This window comes from Streptomyces sp. NPDC058701 (genome assembly GCF_042715295.1).
Classification (GTDB): domain Bacteria; phylum Actinomycetota; class Actinomycetes; order Streptomycetales; family Streptomycetaceae; genus Streptomyces.
The window spans coordinates 45,090-59,396 of sequence record NZ_JBHXSY010000002.1 but is presented as its reverse complement, the minus strand read 5'-3'; the positions used below and the strand labels follow the sequence as shown (position 1 = coordinate 59,396).

General features: G+C 72.2%; 13 protein-coding genes. 4 read left to right on the top strand and 9 right to left on the bottom strand.

What is annotated here, in order from left to right:
* Nucleotides 1-76 precede the first annotated feature (76 nt).
* From ACFWW8_RS02045 to mce, 5 genes are all read right to left on the bottom strand, one after another.
* Nucleotides 77-856 carry an ABC transporter permease gene (locus ACFWW8_RS02045; RefSeq protein ID WP_386522977.1) on the bottom strand — a complete coding sequence of 260 codons (780 nt, stop codon included), beginning with the start codon at nucleotides 854-856 and terminating at the stop codon, nucleotides 77-79.
* Nucleotides 857-858: 2 nt separating this feature from the next.
* A complete protein-coding gene (locus tag ACFWW8_RS02040; RefSeq protein WP_386522350.1) occupies nucleotides 859-1,887 on the bottom strand; it encodes an ABC transporter ATP-binding protein in 1,029 nt (342 codons plus the stop codon).
* Between the two features lie 113 nt (nucleotides 1,888-2,000).
* Nucleotides 2,001-2,939, bottom strand: a complete 939-nt coding sequence (locus ACFWW8_RS02035) for a cellulose-binding protein (protein ID WP_267838814.1) — start codon at nucleotides 2,937-2,939, stop codon at nucleotides 2,001-2,003.
* Between the two features lie 195 nt (nucleotides 2,940-3,134).
* Complete coding sequence (scy, locus tag ACFWW8_RS02030; RefSeq protein WP_386522347.1) at nucleotides 3,135-7,571, bottom strand: polarized growth protein Scy; 4,437 nt, start codon at nucleotides 7,569-7,571, stop codon at nucleotides 3,135-3,137.
* Between the two features lie 182 nt (nucleotides 7,572-7,753).
* Entirely contained in the window at nucleotides 7,754-8,182 is a 429-nt protein-coding gene (gene mce, locus ACFWW8_RS02025) for a methylmalonyl-CoA epimerase (protein ID WP_386522346.1), read from the bottom strand.
* 137 nt (nucleotides 8,183-8,319) lie between these two features.
* On the opposite strand from mce, the gene ACFWW8_RS02020 reads away from it, so the two are divergent.
* Nucleotides 8,320-9,519, top strand: coding sequence for an acetyl-CoA C-acetyltransferase (locus ACFWW8_RS02020; protein ID WP_386522344.1), 1,200 nt, complete (start codon nucleotides 8,320-8,322; stop codon nucleotides 9,517-9,519).
* A gap of 110 nt (nucleotides 9,520-9,629) precedes the next feature.
* Nucleotides 9,630-10,592: a methylmalonyl Co-A mutase-associated GTPase MeaB gene (meaB, locus tag ACFWW8_RS02015; RefSeq protein WP_386522342.1), complete on the top strand. Its 963-nt coding sequence runs from the start codon at nucleotides 9,630-9,632 to the stop codon at nucleotides 10,590-10,592.
* Nucleotides 10,593-10,700: 108 nt separating this feature from the next.
* On the opposite strand, the gene ACFWW8_RS02010 is transcribed toward meaB, so the two are convergent.
* The 4 genes from ACFWW8_RS02010 to ACFWW8_RS01995 form a co-directional block, all read right to left on the bottom strand.
* Nucleotides 10,701-11,204, bottom strand: a complete 504-nt coding sequence (locus ACFWW8_RS02010; protein WP_386522974.1) for a MarR family winged helix-turn-helix transcriptional regulator — start codon at nucleotides 11,202-11,204, stop codon at nucleotides 10,701-10,703.
* A 75-nt stretch (nucleotides 11,205-11,279) separates the two neighbouring features.
* A complete protein-coding gene (locus ACFWW8_RS02005; RefSeq protein ID WP_386522971.1) occupies nucleotides 11,280-12,083 on the bottom strand; it encodes an AIM24 family protein in 804 nt (267 codons plus the stop codon).
* A gap of 11 nt (nucleotides 12,084-12,094) precedes the next feature.
* Complete coding sequence (locus tag ACFWW8_RS02000; RefSeq protein WP_386522340.1) at nucleotides 12,095-12,745, bottom strand: AIM24 family protein; 651 nt, start codon at nucleotides 12,743-12,745, stop codon at nucleotides 12,095-12,097.
* The gene (locus ACFWW8_RS01995; protein ID WP_386522337.1) at nucleotides 12,745-13,383 is read right to left on the bottom strand and encodes an AIM24 family protein; all 639 of its coding nucleotides are present in this window, start codon (nucleotides 13,381-13,383) and stop codon (nucleotides 12,745-12,747) included. Before ACFWW8_RS01995 ends, ACFWW8_RS02000 begins: the two co-directional genes overlap by 1 nt.
* Nucleotides 13,384-13,568: 185 nt before the next feature.
* Here ACFWW8_RS01995 and ACFWW8_RS01990 point away from each other — a divergent pair, with 185 nt between their 5' ends.
* Together ACFWW8_RS01990 and ACFWW8_RS01985 are read left to right on the top strand one after the other, a co-directional pair.
* Nucleotides 13,569-13,913, top strand: a complete 345-nt coding sequence (locus ACFWW8_RS01990) for a DUF3817 domain-containing protein (protein WP_386522335.1) — start codon at nucleotides 13,569-13,571, stop codon at nucleotides 13,911-13,913.
* On the top strand, nucleotides 13,910-14,206 hold the full coding sequence (locus ACFWW8_RS01985; RefSeq protein WP_386522333.1) for an MTH1187 family thiamine-binding protein: 297 nt from the start codon (nucleotides 13,910-13,912) through the stop codon (nucleotides 14,204-14,206). The genes ACFWW8_RS01990 and ACFWW8_RS01985 overlap by 4 nt, the downstream gene beginning before the upstream one ends.
* The last annotated feature ends 101 nt before the right edge of the window (nucleotides 14,207-14,307 follow it).

Sequence of the window (14,307 nt, the reverse complement as noted above, 5' to 3'; positions counted from 1 at the left end):
CGTCCCGGCGTGATCCCTGAGCCGCCCCTGAGAGCGGCCCGGGGATCACCCGTAGTACGTCAGGAGGACCCGGGGCTCAGGCGTCCCTCTTCCTGAGGACCACGTAGCCCCCGAGGACGACGGCGGCGGTCCACAGGGCCATGATCCCGAAGCCGCCCCAGGGGCCGTACGGGGTCGTGCCGCTGTCCATGGCGCCCGGCACCACCTGCATGATCTTGGCACCCGCCTGGTCCGGGAAGAACTGGGCCACCTTCCGGGTGGCCTCGACCCCTCCGAGGATGTTGGAGATCAGGAGGAAGAACGGGATCAGGATGCAGATCGCCAGGACCGAGCTGCGCAGCAGCGCGGCCGTGCCCATGGAGAACAGGGCGAGCATCGCCAGGTAGAGGCCGGCGCCGATGACCGCGCGCAGCACGTTGTCCTCGCCGAGGCCGATGGACCGCTCGCCCAGGATGGCCTGCCCGAGGAAGAAGGACAGGAAGCTGGTCGCGAGGCCCACGATCAACGCCAGCGCGGTGGCGACCGTGAGCTTGCCGAAGAAGAAGCTCGCGCGGCGCGGCACGGCGGCCAGCGAGGTGCGGATCATGCCCGAGCTGTACTCGCTGCCGACCACCAGCACGCCGAAGACGATCATCGCCAGCTGGCCGAGGGTCATCCCGGCGAAGCTCGCGACCGTCGGGTCGAAGGTGAGCTGCTGCTCCGGGGGCATGTCCTTGAAGGACGCGTTGATGAACGAGCACAGCGCGGCGCTGAGGCCGACGGTGACCACCAGGGCGGCGACCAGGGTCCAGACCGTCGAGGCGACGGTGCGGATCTTGGTCCACTCGGACTTGAGGACGGCGGGGAAGGAGGACACGGTCACTCGCCGCCCTTGCGCGTCGCGTCGAACCCGGCGCCCCAGGCGGGGACGTCGGCGGGCCGGGCCGGGTTGTCGGCAGCCGCGCCGGGCGCCGCGGGTCCGCCGTGGAGGCCGGCTCCCGGGGCGTGGGCGTGGTACTCGACGGAGTCCGCCGTCATACGCATGAACGCTTCCTCCAGTGAAGCCCGTTGCGGGCTGAGTTCGTGCAGCACGATCTGGTGCTGGGCGGCCAGCTCGCCGAGCCGCTCCGACTCCACGCCGTCGATCTCCAGCGCCCCGGACGCCGGGACGCTGACGGCGCTGATGCCGGCCTCGTGCAGGACGTCCTTGAGCCGCTCCTGCTGCGGCGAGCGCAGCCGGACGTAACTGCGGGAGTTCTGCTGGATGAAATCGGCCATCGACAGGTCCGCCAGCAGCCTGCCCTGCCCGATGACCACCAAATGGTCCGCGGTCAGCGCCATTTCGCTCATCAGGTGGGAGGAGACGAAGATCGTCCTTCCCTCCGAGGCCAGACCCTTCATCAGATTGCGGATCCAGAGAATTCCCTCGGGGTCCAGACCATTGACGGGTTCGTCGAACATCAGGATTTCCGGATCGCCGAGCAGGGCGGAGGCGATTCCCAGCCGCTGCCCCATCCCCAGCGAAAATCCTTTCGACTTCTTCTTGGCCACGGCCGTCAGACCGACCAGGTCCAGGACCTCGGCGACCCGCCGCTCCGGGATCCGGTTCGACTGGGCCAGGCACAGAAGGTTGTTGTACGCGGTGCGGCCGCCGTGCATGGACTTGGCGTCCAGCAGCGCCCCGATGTACTTCAGCGGTTCCGGCAGTTCCCGGTAGTGCTTGCCGTCGATCCGGACCGTTCCGCTGGTCGGGTTGTCGAGATCGAGCATCATGCGCATGGTCGTGGACTTCCCCGCCCCGTTGGGGCCGAGGAAGCCCGTCACCACCCCCGGTCTGACCTGGAAGCTGAGGTGGTCCACGGCGGTTTTCGCGCCGAATCGTTTCGTAAGGCCCTCAAGCTCGATCATGCCGCCACGCTAGAACGCCGAAGGGCCGTACGCCACCTCATACAGGGGACATACGGCCCTCAAGCGTCACGACGCCGCATCGTGCGTGCCATCAGCGCCTGGACGGCTGCGTTCTAGCGGCTCTGCTGCGCCGGAACCCCGCGCGAGACCGGCTCGTCGTCGACGATCGGGGTGGCCGCCGCGACGGCCGCACCGGTCAGCGTCGCCAGCATCTCGCGGACGTTGGTCAGCTGCGCGTTGATGGAGTCGCGGCGGTTGGTGAGAGCCGCCAGCTCGCGCTCGGACTCGCTGCGGATGCGGTCCGCCTTGGCGTTGGCGTCGGCGACGATGTCCTCGGCCTGGCGCTGCGCGGTCTCCACGGTCTGGCGGGCGCGGCGCTCGGCGTCCGTACGGAGCTTCTCGGCCTCCAGGCGCAGCTGCTCCGCGCGGTGCTCGATCTCCGCGAGGCGCTTCTCGGCCTTGGCCTGACGGCCGGCCAGGTCACGCTCCGACTGCTCGCGGCGCTTGGCCAGGTTGGTCTCGAAGTCCGCGGCGGCCTGGGCGGCCTTGGCGCGGGTCTCCTCGAAGAGGGCGTCTGCCTCCTCGCGCTTGGAGGCCGCGTCCTTCTGTGCCTCGGTGCGCAGGGCGGAGGCGTCGCCCTTCGCCTTCTCGACGATCCGGACACCTTCGTCCTCGGCCGTCGACTTCCGGTCGGCGGCGAACGACTCGGCGTCGTTGCGCACCTGCTGAGCGGCCGACTCGGCCAGCTCGCGGTGCTGCTCGGCCGCGCGACGGGCCTCCTCGCGCAGGTCCTTCGCCTCCTCCTCGGCCAGCCGCAGGATCTTCTCGACCCGGGCACCGAGGCCGGCGTACGACGGCTCGGCGTCGTTCACCTGGGCCTGGGCGTTCTGCGTCTCGAGGTGTAGTTCCTCGATCCGCTTTTCCAGAGAGTTGATACGTCCAAGGGCGCTGTCGCGGTCGGAGACCAGCTTGGTAATGCGGTCGTCCACCTGACCACGGTCGTAACCACGCCGCACGAGCTCGAAGCCGAAGGGGGAGGAAGTGTCGCTCATGGGGTTCCTGTCGAATGAGACCGATGAGGTGCTACGTGAGGTGTTAAGGGGAATCCTAGGCGCCCGGACGGCGTGTCATCGAGTCAATCCGCGTTTGATCCGGACAATGACACCCCTTTTGAGTGGCAAGGCGACAGAATGCTTGTCACTCGTTCGCCTGAACCTCCATCAGGAGCACACGTCACAGGGCCTTGGCTAGCTCTCTGACGTCTTGCCACCCGAACGATTCGATCCCGCCGCCGCTCCGGCCTTCACGCCCCCCGCACCCTGGCCGCCGATCACGGGCTTCCCGCCGCCCGAAGGCGCCTCGAATGATTCCAACGCCTCAAGAACGTCCTGGACACGGGAGATCTCCGCCTGAATGTCCTCGCGCCTGCGCACCAGGACCTCCAGCTCGCGGCGGCCCTCGTCGACGAGCCGTTCGGCCTCCGCCTTCGCCTCCGCGAGCGTCTTGTCGGCCTCGCGGGACACCTCGGCCTTCTTCTGCTCGGCCTCCTTCAGGAGCGCCTCGGCCTTGCGCACCGCGGCGATGCGGACCTTGCTCGCCTCGCTGCTCGCGTCCGACACCAGCTCCTTGGCCTTCGCCTCGGCCTCGACGCTCTGCTCGGTCGCCGCCCGCACCAGCTTGTCCACGCGCTCGCCGGCCGACTTCATCTGCTCGGCCGACTCCCGGCGGGCCCGCTCGTGCAGTTCCTCGACCTCCGCCTCGACCCGCCCGCGCAGTTCCTCCGCCCGCTCCCTTATGGCCGACGCGTCCGTACGCGCCCCGACCAGCAGTTCGTTCGCGTCCGTACGGGCCTTCTCCACGAGGGAGTTGCCCTCGACGGTCGCCTCCGAGGTGATGCGCGCCGCCTCCTTGCGGGCGGCGTCGACCATCGCGTCGGCCTGCTCCTCGGCCGCCGTGGTGGCGGCGAGCGCCTGCTTCTGGGCGTCGGTCGTGAGCTTCTCGGCTTCCGCGAGGGCCTCGGTGACGAGCCGGTCGACCTGCTCCGCGGCCTCGCTGCGGCGCTTGTTGCCCTCCTCGCGGGCCTCGTCCAGGACGCGCTCGGACTCCGTACGGGCCTCCGACCGGATGCGCTCGGCCTCGTTCGCCGCCTCCGCCTTGACCCGCTCGGCCTCCGAGCGGGTGCGCGTCGCGTGTTCCTGCGCCGAGGACAGCGCCTGCGCCGCCTCCGTGCGCAGCCGCTCGGCCTCGTTCGCGGCCTCGCCGACCGTGCGTTCGTTCTCCTTGCGGGTCCGCTCGGTGAGCTTCGCCGCCTCCGCCCTCGCCTCCGCGACGAGCCGGTCCGCCTGCTCGGCGGCGTCGCCGCGCAGCCGGTTCGCCTCGGCGCGCGCCTCGTCCCGGGTCTGCTCGGACTCCCGTTCGGCGCTCGCCAGCGTCTCGTTGGCCGCGACCGTGACGCGGTCCGCCTCCGCGGTGGCCTCGCCGATGATCCGGCCGCCGTCCGCCCGGGCCTCGTCCAGGACCCGGGCCGCGTCGGCCCGCAGCCGCTCGGCCTCGGCCGCGGCCTCGCCGACGGTGAGTTCGTTGGCCGCGCGGGTCTCCTCGACGAGCCGGTCGCCCTCGGTACGGGACTCGACCAGGATCCGGGTCGCGTCCCGCTCGGCGCCGGCCAGGGTCTCGGCCGCCTGCGCCGTGAGCTTCTCCGCCTCCGACGCCGCCTCGCCGATGAGCCGGTCCGCCTGCTCGGCCGCCTCGCCGCGCAGCCGGTTCGCCTCGGCGCGCGCCTCGTCCACGGTCGTCGCGGCCTCGGTGCGCAGCGCCTCCGCCGCGGCCTCGGCCTCGGCGACCGTGACGGCGTTCGCCGCGCGGGTCTCCTCGGTGACGAGCTCCGCCGCCGCCGTCGCCTCGGCGGCGATCAACGCGGCCTCGGCGCGGGACGCCTCCAGGGCCTCCGCCGCCTCGCCGCGGATTCGGTTGGCGTCGTCGCGGGCGTCCGCCCGGGTCCGGGCCGCGTCCCGCTCGGAGGCCGCCAGGGCGTCCGTGGCCTCCGTACGCACCCGCTGCGCGTACTCGGCGGTGTCGGTGCGCAGCTGCTCGGCCTCGGCGATGGCGTCGCCGACGGTGCGCTCCGCCAGCGCCTTCGCCGCGTCCGTCTCGGCCCGCGCCTCGGTGCGGATGCGCAGGGCGTCCGCGGTGGCCCGCTCGCGCTCCTCGTGGGCGTCGGCGCGGACGCGCGACGCCTCCTCCTCGGCCTCGGTCCTCGTCCGCTGCGCCGCGTGCTCGGCGGCGCTGCGCAGTCCGGCGACCTCCTCCTCGGCCTGCTCGTGCAGCCCGGCCACCGCGTCCCGTACCTGCTGCGCGGTGGCCTCCGCCGCCGCCACGACCTCCGACGCGCGCCGCTCCGCCTCCTCCGTGAGCCAGACCGCCTCGGCCTGCGCCTCCTCGGAGCGCTTGCGGGCCTGCGCCAGCAGCTCTTCGCTCTCCTCGCGGGCCTGGGCCCGCTCGCTCTCGGCGTCGGTCCGCGCCGACGCCAGGGTCTCCTCGGACTCCCGGCGGCGCCGGGCCGCCTCCTCCTGCGCGGCGGCCAGCGCCTCGGCGGCCTCCGCGGCGACCCGCTCGGCCGCGGCCTTCGCCTCCGCGCGCAGCCGGTCCGCGGTCTCCTGGGCCTCGGAGCGCACGCGCTCCGCCTCGGCCTCGGCCTCGCCGCGCAGCCGCACGGCGATCTGCTCGGCCTCCGCGCGCACCCGCCCGGCGTCCTCCGCCGCCTCGTCACGCAGTTGGTCGGCCTCGGCCTCGGCCTGCGCCTGGAGGGCGCGGACGCGCTCCGCCGCCTCCGCGCGCAGCCGGTCGGCCTCCTCGGCGGTCTCCCGCCGGACGGCCTCCGCCGCCGTGCGGGCGTCGCGCAGCGTCTGCTCGGCCGTGGTCAGCCGGCCCTCGGCGTCCGTGTGCAGCCGTACGAGCTCCTCGTCGGCCTCCGCCCGCTTCGCGGCGAGCGCCTGCTCGGTCTCCTCGCGCCGCGCACGGGCCGCGGCGTCCGCCTCGGCGCGGACGGCCTCCGCCTCCTCCTCGGCCTCCGCGCGCAGCCGCTCGGCCTCGGCGCGGGTCCGGTCCAGCGTCTCCTCGGCCTGCTTGCGCAGCGTGGTGGCGCGTTCCACGGCCTCGCTGCGGACCCGCTCGCTCTCGGCGGTGGCGCTGCCGCGCACCTCGTCCGCGTCGGCCCGGGACTTGCCCAGCAGCTCCTCGGCGGTCCGGGCCGCCTCCTCGATCTGCTGCACGGCCTCGCGGCGGGCCTCGCCGCGGATCCGCTCGCCCTCGGCGACGGCCTCGGCGCGCAGCTGCTCCGCCTCGCCGCGCAGCCGCCGGGCCTCCTCCTGGAGTTCGACGGTGCGGGCCCGGTACTCCTCGGTGTCGTCCTTCGCGGCGCCCTTGAGCTCGTCGGCCGTGGTCGCCGCCTGGAGGCGCAGCCGGTCGGCCTCCGTCTCGGCCTCGCGGCGGATGCGCTCGGCCTCCTCGGACGCGGCCCGGGTGGTGGCGCGGGCGTCCTCCGACGCCTTGGTCAGTACGTCCTCCGCGGTGCGGGCGGCCTTCGCCAGCTGCGCCGCCGTGTCCTCGGCCGCGGCCGTACGAGCCTGCTCGCCGGCCTCGGCGCGCAGCCGCTCGGCCTCGGCGCGGGCGTCGGCGAGCGCCTGCTCGGCCTCCGCCTTGAGGGCCTCGGACTCCTTGGTGGCCTCGCCGACGAGACGGGCGACCTGCTCCTTGGCGGTGCGGGTGCGCTGTTCGTTGACCGACTCCGCCGACGCGAGCTGGCGGGCCGCGCTCTCCTTCGCCTCGGCGAGGACCTTCTCGGCTTCGGCGCGGGCCGCGCGCAGCGCGCTGTCGGCCTCCTGCACGCGGGACTCGGCCACCCGGCCGAGGTCCATGGTCTGCTGCCGGGTCTGCTCGGCCTCGGCGGACGTGCTGGAGCGCAGCCGCTCCGCGTGCTCGGTGGCCTCCTGGGCCTGTGCGGACGCGGCGCCGAGCAGCCGCTCGGCCTCCTTGCGGGCGCGCAGCAGCGTGGCCTCGGCCTCGGCGCGGCCGGCCTCGGAGGCCTCCGCGAGCCGCCGGCGGGTCTCCTCGGTGATGCGCGCGGCCTCGGCGCGGGCCGCGTTCAGGGACTGCTCGGCCTCGGCGCGGGACTCCTCCATGAGCCGGCGCGCCTGGGACTCCGTACGGGCGCGCAGCTGCTCGGCCCAGGCCACGTTCTCGTTGACGTGGGCCTCGACGGTCTGGCGCCGCTCGCCCAGCTCCTGGTCCAGGCGCTGGCGGCGGTTGACGGCCTCGGCGTGCAGTTCGGCCTGCAGGCGCGCCTGGTGCTCGGCGTGCTCCTGGAGGATGCGCTGGGTCTGTGCCCGGGCGTCACGCAGCTCCCGCTCGGCGTCGGAGCGCATCTGGTCGGCCTGGATCTGGGCATTGCGGAGCAGCTGCTCCGCCTGGTAGCCCATGTCCGCGCCGTCGTAGGCGGGGCGGGACGCCAGAGACCGGCGTACCTCGTGGAGCTTGGCGCGCAGCACCTCGACCTGGTATCCCAGGTCCTCGGCGTGCTGGACGGCCTTCCCGCGTTCCTTCTTCAGCCGCTCCATCTCGGCTTCGAAGAGCGAGAGATGGTCGGCCTCCGCCTGATGGCTCTCCTGGCTTTCGTAGCCCCGCACAGCGCGGTCCCATCCGTCCCCTGGTCGCAAGCTCATTCCCAAATGAGCATCGTCCGCCCGCTGAACGACGCCCCCGGGGAATGGTGTCAGATACCGGGGCAGGGGTCACAGGCCCCGACCCCGTCTCCGCACCGAAACCCCGGCCGAGCCATGGCCACTGTACCGGCCGGGGAATCGGGACATCAGTGCTCAGGGTGGGAGGTGACGAGTTCGGTGAGAACGCCCCCGCAGTCCTTGGGGTGCAGGAAGGTGATCCGGGAGCCCATCGAGCCGGTGCGGGGCTGGTCGTAGAGCACGCGGACGCCCTTGCCGCGGATGGCCTCCGAGTCGCCGAGGACGTCCTCGGTGCCGAAGGCGATGTGGTGGACGCCCTCGCCGTTCTTGGCCAGCCACTTGGCGACCGTGGAGTCCTCGCGGGTGGGTTCCAGGAGCTGGAGGTACGAGGCGCCGCCGTCGGACGTCTCGTTGATCTTGAGCATGGCCTCGCGCACGCCCTGTTCTTCGTTGATCTCGGTGTGGAACACCTCGAATCCGTACGTGGCACGGTAGAACTCGACGGTCTTGTCGAGGTCGAAGCAGGCGATCCCGATGTGGTCGATCCTTGTCAGCATGGGACCAGTGCACCGCCCCGAGGGGTGGTCACGCAACGTGCCAGCGATCACACCCACAGCCCGGTGACGGCGCCGGTACCGCTCAGTACATTCAGGTAAACCCTCGTTCACTCCTCATCCTCAAGGGGCTGTGCCTCATGTCCGGATCGAACAACACCACCTCAGTGATCGTCGCCGGGGCCCGCACGCCCATGGGACGGCTGCTCGGCTCGCTCAAGTCCTTCTCGGGCGCCGACCTCGGCGGTTTCGCCATCAAGTCCGCGCTGGACCGGGCCGGGATCTCCGGCGACCAGGTGCAGTACGTGATCATGGGCCAGGTGCTCCAGGCCGGCGCGGGCCAGATCCCCGCCCGCCAGGCCGCCGTCAAGGCCGGCATCCCCATGAACGTGCCCGCGCTCACCATCAACAAGGTGTGCCTCTCGGGCCTGGACGCGATCGCTCTGGCGGACCAGCTCATCCGCGCCGGGGAGTTCGACATCGTGGTCGCGGGCGGCCAGGAGTCCATGACCAACGCACCGCACCTGCTGCCCAAGTCGCGCGAGGGCTACAAGTACGGCGCGATCGAGATGCTCGACGCGATGGCCTACGACGGCCTCACCGACGCCTTCGAGAACATCGCGATGGGCGAGTCCACGGAGAAGCACAACACCCGCCTCGGCATCGAGCGCGCCCCGCAGGACGCGTTCGCGGCCACCTCCCACCAGCGGGCCGCCGCGGCGCAGAAGAACGGCGTCTTCGAGGCCGAGATCGCCCCGGTGGAGATCCCGCAGCGCAAGGGCGACCCGGTGGTGTTCTCGCAGGACGAGGGCATCCGCCCGGAGACCACGGCGGAGTCCCTCGGGAGGCTGCGCCCGGCCTTCGCGAAGGACGGCACCATCACCGCCGGTACGTCCTCGCAGATCAGCGACGGCGCGGCCGCCGTGGTCGTGATGAGCAAGGCCAAGGCCGAGGAGCTGGGCCTGGAGTGGCTCGCGGAGATCGGCGCCCACGGCAACGTGGCCGGCCCCGACAACTCCCTCCAGTCGCAGCCGTCCAACGCGATCCGGCACGCCCTGGGCAAGGAGGGCCTGGACGTCTCCGACCTGGACCTCATCGAGATCAACGAGGCCTTCGCCGCGGTCGCCGTGCAGTCAATGAAGGACCTCGGCGTGACCCCGGAAAAGGTGAACGTGAACGGCGGCGCCATCGCCCTCGGCCACCCGATCGGCATGTCCGGCGCCCGTGTGGTCCTGCACCTGGCGCTGGAGCTCAAGCGCCGCGGCGGCGGGGTCGGCGCGGCCGCGCTGTGCGGCGGCGGCGGGCAGGGCGACGCGCTGATCGTGCGCGTTCCCCGGTAGGAGCGGCTCGGGCGCGGGGCCGGGTCCCCGGCCTCCGCGCCCCCGCCCGACCGCGTTCGTACCCGTACCCGTACCCGTACCCGTAGCGAGATCCGAGGAGTGCAGCACGTATGACGGCGGTGGACGTCCCCCAGCTGGTGGCCCAGGCGCGTGAGGGCCGGCCGAGAGCGGTGGCCCGGCTGATCTCGCTGGTCGAGGGGGCGTCCCCGCAGCTGCGCGAGGTGATGGCGGCGCTGGCACCGCTGACGGGCGGGGCGTACGTGGTGGGGCTGACGGGCTCGCCCGGCGTCGGCAAGTCGACCACGACCTCGGCGCTCGTGACCGCGTACCGCAAGGCGGGCAGGCGCGTCGGGGTCCTCGCCGTCGACCCGTCCTCGCCGTTCTCGGGCGGCGCGCTGCTCGGCGACCGGGTGCGGATGTCGGACCACGCCGGCGACCCGGGCGTGTACATCCGGTCCATGGCCACCCGGGGCCACCTGGGCGGGCTGGCGTGGGCGGCGCCGCAGGCGATCCGGGTGCTGGACGCGGCCGGCTGCGAGGTGGTCCTGGTCGAGACGGTCGGCGTCGGGCAGTCGGAGGTGGAGATCGCCTCCCAGGCGGACACCTCGGTGGTGCTGCTGGCCCCGGGCATGGGCGACGGCATCCAGGCCGCCAAGGCGGGGATCCTGGAGATCGGCGACGTGTACGTGGTCAACAAGGCCGACCGGGACGGTGCCGACGCGACCGCCCGTGAGCTGAACCACATGCTCGGCCTGGGCGAGGCGCGGGGCCGGGACGACTGGCGGCCGCCGATCGTCAAGACGGTCGCGGCCCGCGGCCAGGGCATCGACGAGCTGGTCGAGGCGCTGGAGAAGCACCGGGCGTGGATGGACGGGCGGGGCGTGCTGGCGGAGCGGCGCGCGGCCCGGGCCGCGCGCGAGGTGGAGACCATCGCGATCACGGCCCTGCGGGCGAGGCTCGCGGACCTGCACGGGGACGCCCGGCTCGACGCGCTGGCGGTACGGGTGGCCGCCGGAGAGCTGGACCCGTACGCCGCGGCCGACGCGCTGCTGGAGAGCCTGACGGAGGGCTGAGGGCCTGCTCCCGGCCCGGAACCCGTCCTCCGGAGCCGTCCGGGGCGGGTCCAGGGGTGCGTGCGGCCCCCCGGACCCGCCCCGGACGGGTGTCCGCGGGGTCCCGTGTCAGGCCTTGCCGCGGTTCTCCCGCAGGTGCTCGGCGACCGGGCGCAGGGACGCGCGCAGCGCCGCCAGGGCCTCCGGCGGCAGCAGGTCGATGAAGTGCCGGCGGACGGACGCCACGTGGTGCGGGGCGACCTTGCGCATCGTCTCCATGCCCTCGTCCGTGAGCACCGCGTACAGGCCGCGGCGGTCGGACTCGCAGTTCACCCGGGTGACCAGGCCGGCCGCCTCCATGCGCGTGATCTGGTGGGAGAGGCGGCTTTTGGACTGCAGGGTCGCGGTCGCGAGGTCGCTCATCCGCATCCGGTGCTCGTCCGACTCCGAGAGGTTCACGAGGATCTCGTAGTCGTTGTTGGTGAGTCCGAAGGGCTGGAGGTCCTTTTCCAGCTGGTGCATCAGCAGTCGGCTGACGTCCAGGTGGGTGCGCCAGGCGCACTGCTCGGATTCGGTCAGCCAGGGGGTCTCCTCGGACGGGGTCCGGGGGATCGCGGCCGTCTGGGTCTCCATGGTCTCCATGAATGAACTCTACCTAAAAAGTTGAATTGCGTACAAAGATCGGGCGTACGGGACGGGTCCCGCGGGTCACAGTCCGAAGCGGCGCTGGAGATCACCCAGCTGCCCCGGCATCCGTGGCACGCCCACCTGTCCCGGCGGGCCCTGGCCGGCCCCGGGGACGCCCTGGGCGTTGCCCGTGGCCGCGCCGGCGCCGACCGCGCCGACCGCCTTCTCCGCCATCAGCATCTCGGACGACTGGAGCAGCACCGTGCCGGCCCCGACGAACTCGAACTGGTGCTCCTCGCCCGAGGTGCCCCCGATGCCGGTCAGCGAGCGCAGCCCGCCCATCACGCCCGACATGTAGGCGTGGTCGTAGTGGTGGCACGGCGACGGGCAGTCCGCCCAGCCGACCAGCGCCTGCGGGTCCACGCGCAGCGGCGGCTCCATGAACACCACCGGGCCGTTGGACGCCGCCACGAACTTGCCCGTCCCGATCAGCGTCAGGAACCCCGGGACGATCGACTGCTTCAGCGCCAGGGTGGGCTGGTACGCGAGCAGGTTGCCCGACCGGATCGTCAGGTTCCCCTTGTCCAGGTCGAACGAGTTCACGTCGAAGGCCCGGTCGGCCAGCAGCATCTTGCCCTGGCCCTCGGCCACGACCCAGTCGGCGGCGTGCAGCGGCGAATGGAAGCTGGTGCGCAGCAGCCGGTCGAAGCGGCCGTTGCCGACGCCGTTGAACTCGATGCTCCCGTAGTAGGAGATCATCTTGCCCTTCTGCAGGAACCACTGGCTCCCCTTGAGCTCCACGCAGAAGGTGTACGGGTTCACGTTGTCGTCGGAGGGCAGGGTGTACGGGTCGAAGACCGTCGGCCCGCCGGGTCCGCCCGTCACGGGGCCAAAGTTCACAGCTTCTCCTCCGAGGCCTGTACGTACACCGCGCCCTGGCCGGACAGCTCCAGCTGGAACGCCTCGCCCGAGCCGCGCCCCACCATGTCCCGCCAGCCGAGCGCGGCGGAGAGCTTGTTGCGCACGTCGCCGTAGTGGGCGACGTACGCCTGCGGGTCCACGTGGATCGGGCGCTGGGGGGTGATGGGGAGCTCGATGACCCCGCCGTGGGCCATCACGGCGACCGAACCGTGCCCCTTGAGGGTCGTGGTGAACAGGCCCTGGCCCGACACCTGGCCGCGCACCATGCCCATGACCCCGCCCTGCGAGCCCATGAACATCGTGCCCTGCTGCAGGGTGCCGTCGAAGGCGAGCAGCCGGTCGGCCTCCACATAGAGGGTCTCGCCGGTCAGGTTGACGACCTGGATGTGGTGGCCGCCGTGGCCGAACATCACGGTGCCGCTGCCCTCGACCGACATCAGCGGGGTCTGCTCGTTCGCGACCCGGCGCCCGATCATGCCCATGACCCCGCCCTGACCGCCGGTCAGGCTGGGGGTGAAGGAGACCTCGCCGCGGTAGGCGAGCATCGCGCCGCGCTGGCTGTACATCTTCTGCCCGGGGAGGATCTGGGCCTCCACCATCTTGGAGTTAATCTCGCGGAACGGCATCAGACGTCGCCCCCGACGGTGTTGCGCTCGCTGGGCTGCACGTACACCAGGCCCTCGCCCTCGAAGCGGATCTGGAACGCCTCCCCGGAGCCCTCGCCGATCAGCGTGCGGAAGTTCACACCCGACTGGAAGGACTGCTGCAGGTTCCCGGTGTGCGCGATGTACGCCCCCGGGTCGACGGAGAGCGGGTACTGGGCGCTGACGCGCAGCACCACGGCCGGACCGTCGGACGTGATCGCCGCCTGGCCCGAGCCCTCGACGGTCGTGGTGAACAGGCCGTTGCCCGACGTGGCGCCGCGCAGGCCGGTGAAGGTCGTGCCGGTGCGCAGACCCGCGTCGGTGCACAGCAGGTTGCTGGACTCGACGTAGAGCTTCTCGCCGCGCAGACCGACCAGATTGATCTCGCTCGCGCGGTCGGCGAAGAAGCAGGTGCCGTGCCCCTGCACTTCCATCACGGTCATCTGCTCGCCGGTCAGCCGCCGGGTCACCATTCCGCGGAGGCCTTCGCCGCCGCCTGTCATCTTCTTGAAGGCCACTTGGCCGTCGTACGCGACCATGGAGCCGTTCTTCGCTTTGACGGCGTCCCCGGTCAGGTCGACGGCGAGCACCTTGCTGCCTTGGAGTCGGAACTGAGCCACGGGATGACGTTATCCGCAGCGGCCGTGCCCGAGAAGGGCCTGGTGGCCGATATACGCCACACTGCGGTCTTGGTGACGTCATGGCGCCGCTCCCGTGACGTGCCGGTGGCGGGCACCCGGGTCAAGATCCCGCAATGCGGCTGAGACACTGGGACCGACCCTGGCCTCCACCCCGAAGGTTCCACGTGGACATCAAGACCGCCTCCGCCCTGCACCGGCTGCGCCTCATCTCCGTACCCGAGGCACTGTCGTTCCCGGCCCTGCTGATCTTCGGCTCGCTCCTGAAGCGGACGACGGACATCGACTACCTGATGCCGCCGCTCGGCGCCCTCCACGGGATCCTGTTCGTCATCTACGTCGTCTTCCTGCTGGACGTGTGGCACAAGGCGAAGTGGCCGCTGAAGAAGGTCGCCCTGTTCTTCGTGCTCTCGCTGATCCCCTTCGGCGGGCTCTACGGCGACAAGCTGCTCAAGCGCGACGAGGCGGACAGCGTGCTGGCGGCGCGTGCGCGCCAGGCGGCCCAGGCGTGATCGTCGCGTTCTCGGTGACGCCGCTGGGAGTCGGCGAGGAGGTCGGCGCGTACGTGGCGGACGCGGTCCGCGTGGTGCGCGAGTCGGGCCTGCCCCATCGCACCGACGCCATGTTCACCACCGTGGAAGGCGAGTGGGACGAGGTGATGGACGTGGTCCGGCGCGCGGTGGCCGCCGTGGAGGCACGGGCGCCCCGGGTCTCCTTCATCCTCAAGGCCGACATCCGCCCCGGGGTCACCGACGGCATCACGTCGAAGGTCGAGACGGTCGAACGCCACCTCGCCGAGGGCTGAGCCGGGCGGTCGGCCGGGCCGGCGGGCGTGCTGCGGGCCCGGGCGGGCTGCGGGCCCGGGTGTTCGGCGGGCCCGGCCCGACGGGGGCCGGGCCCATCGTG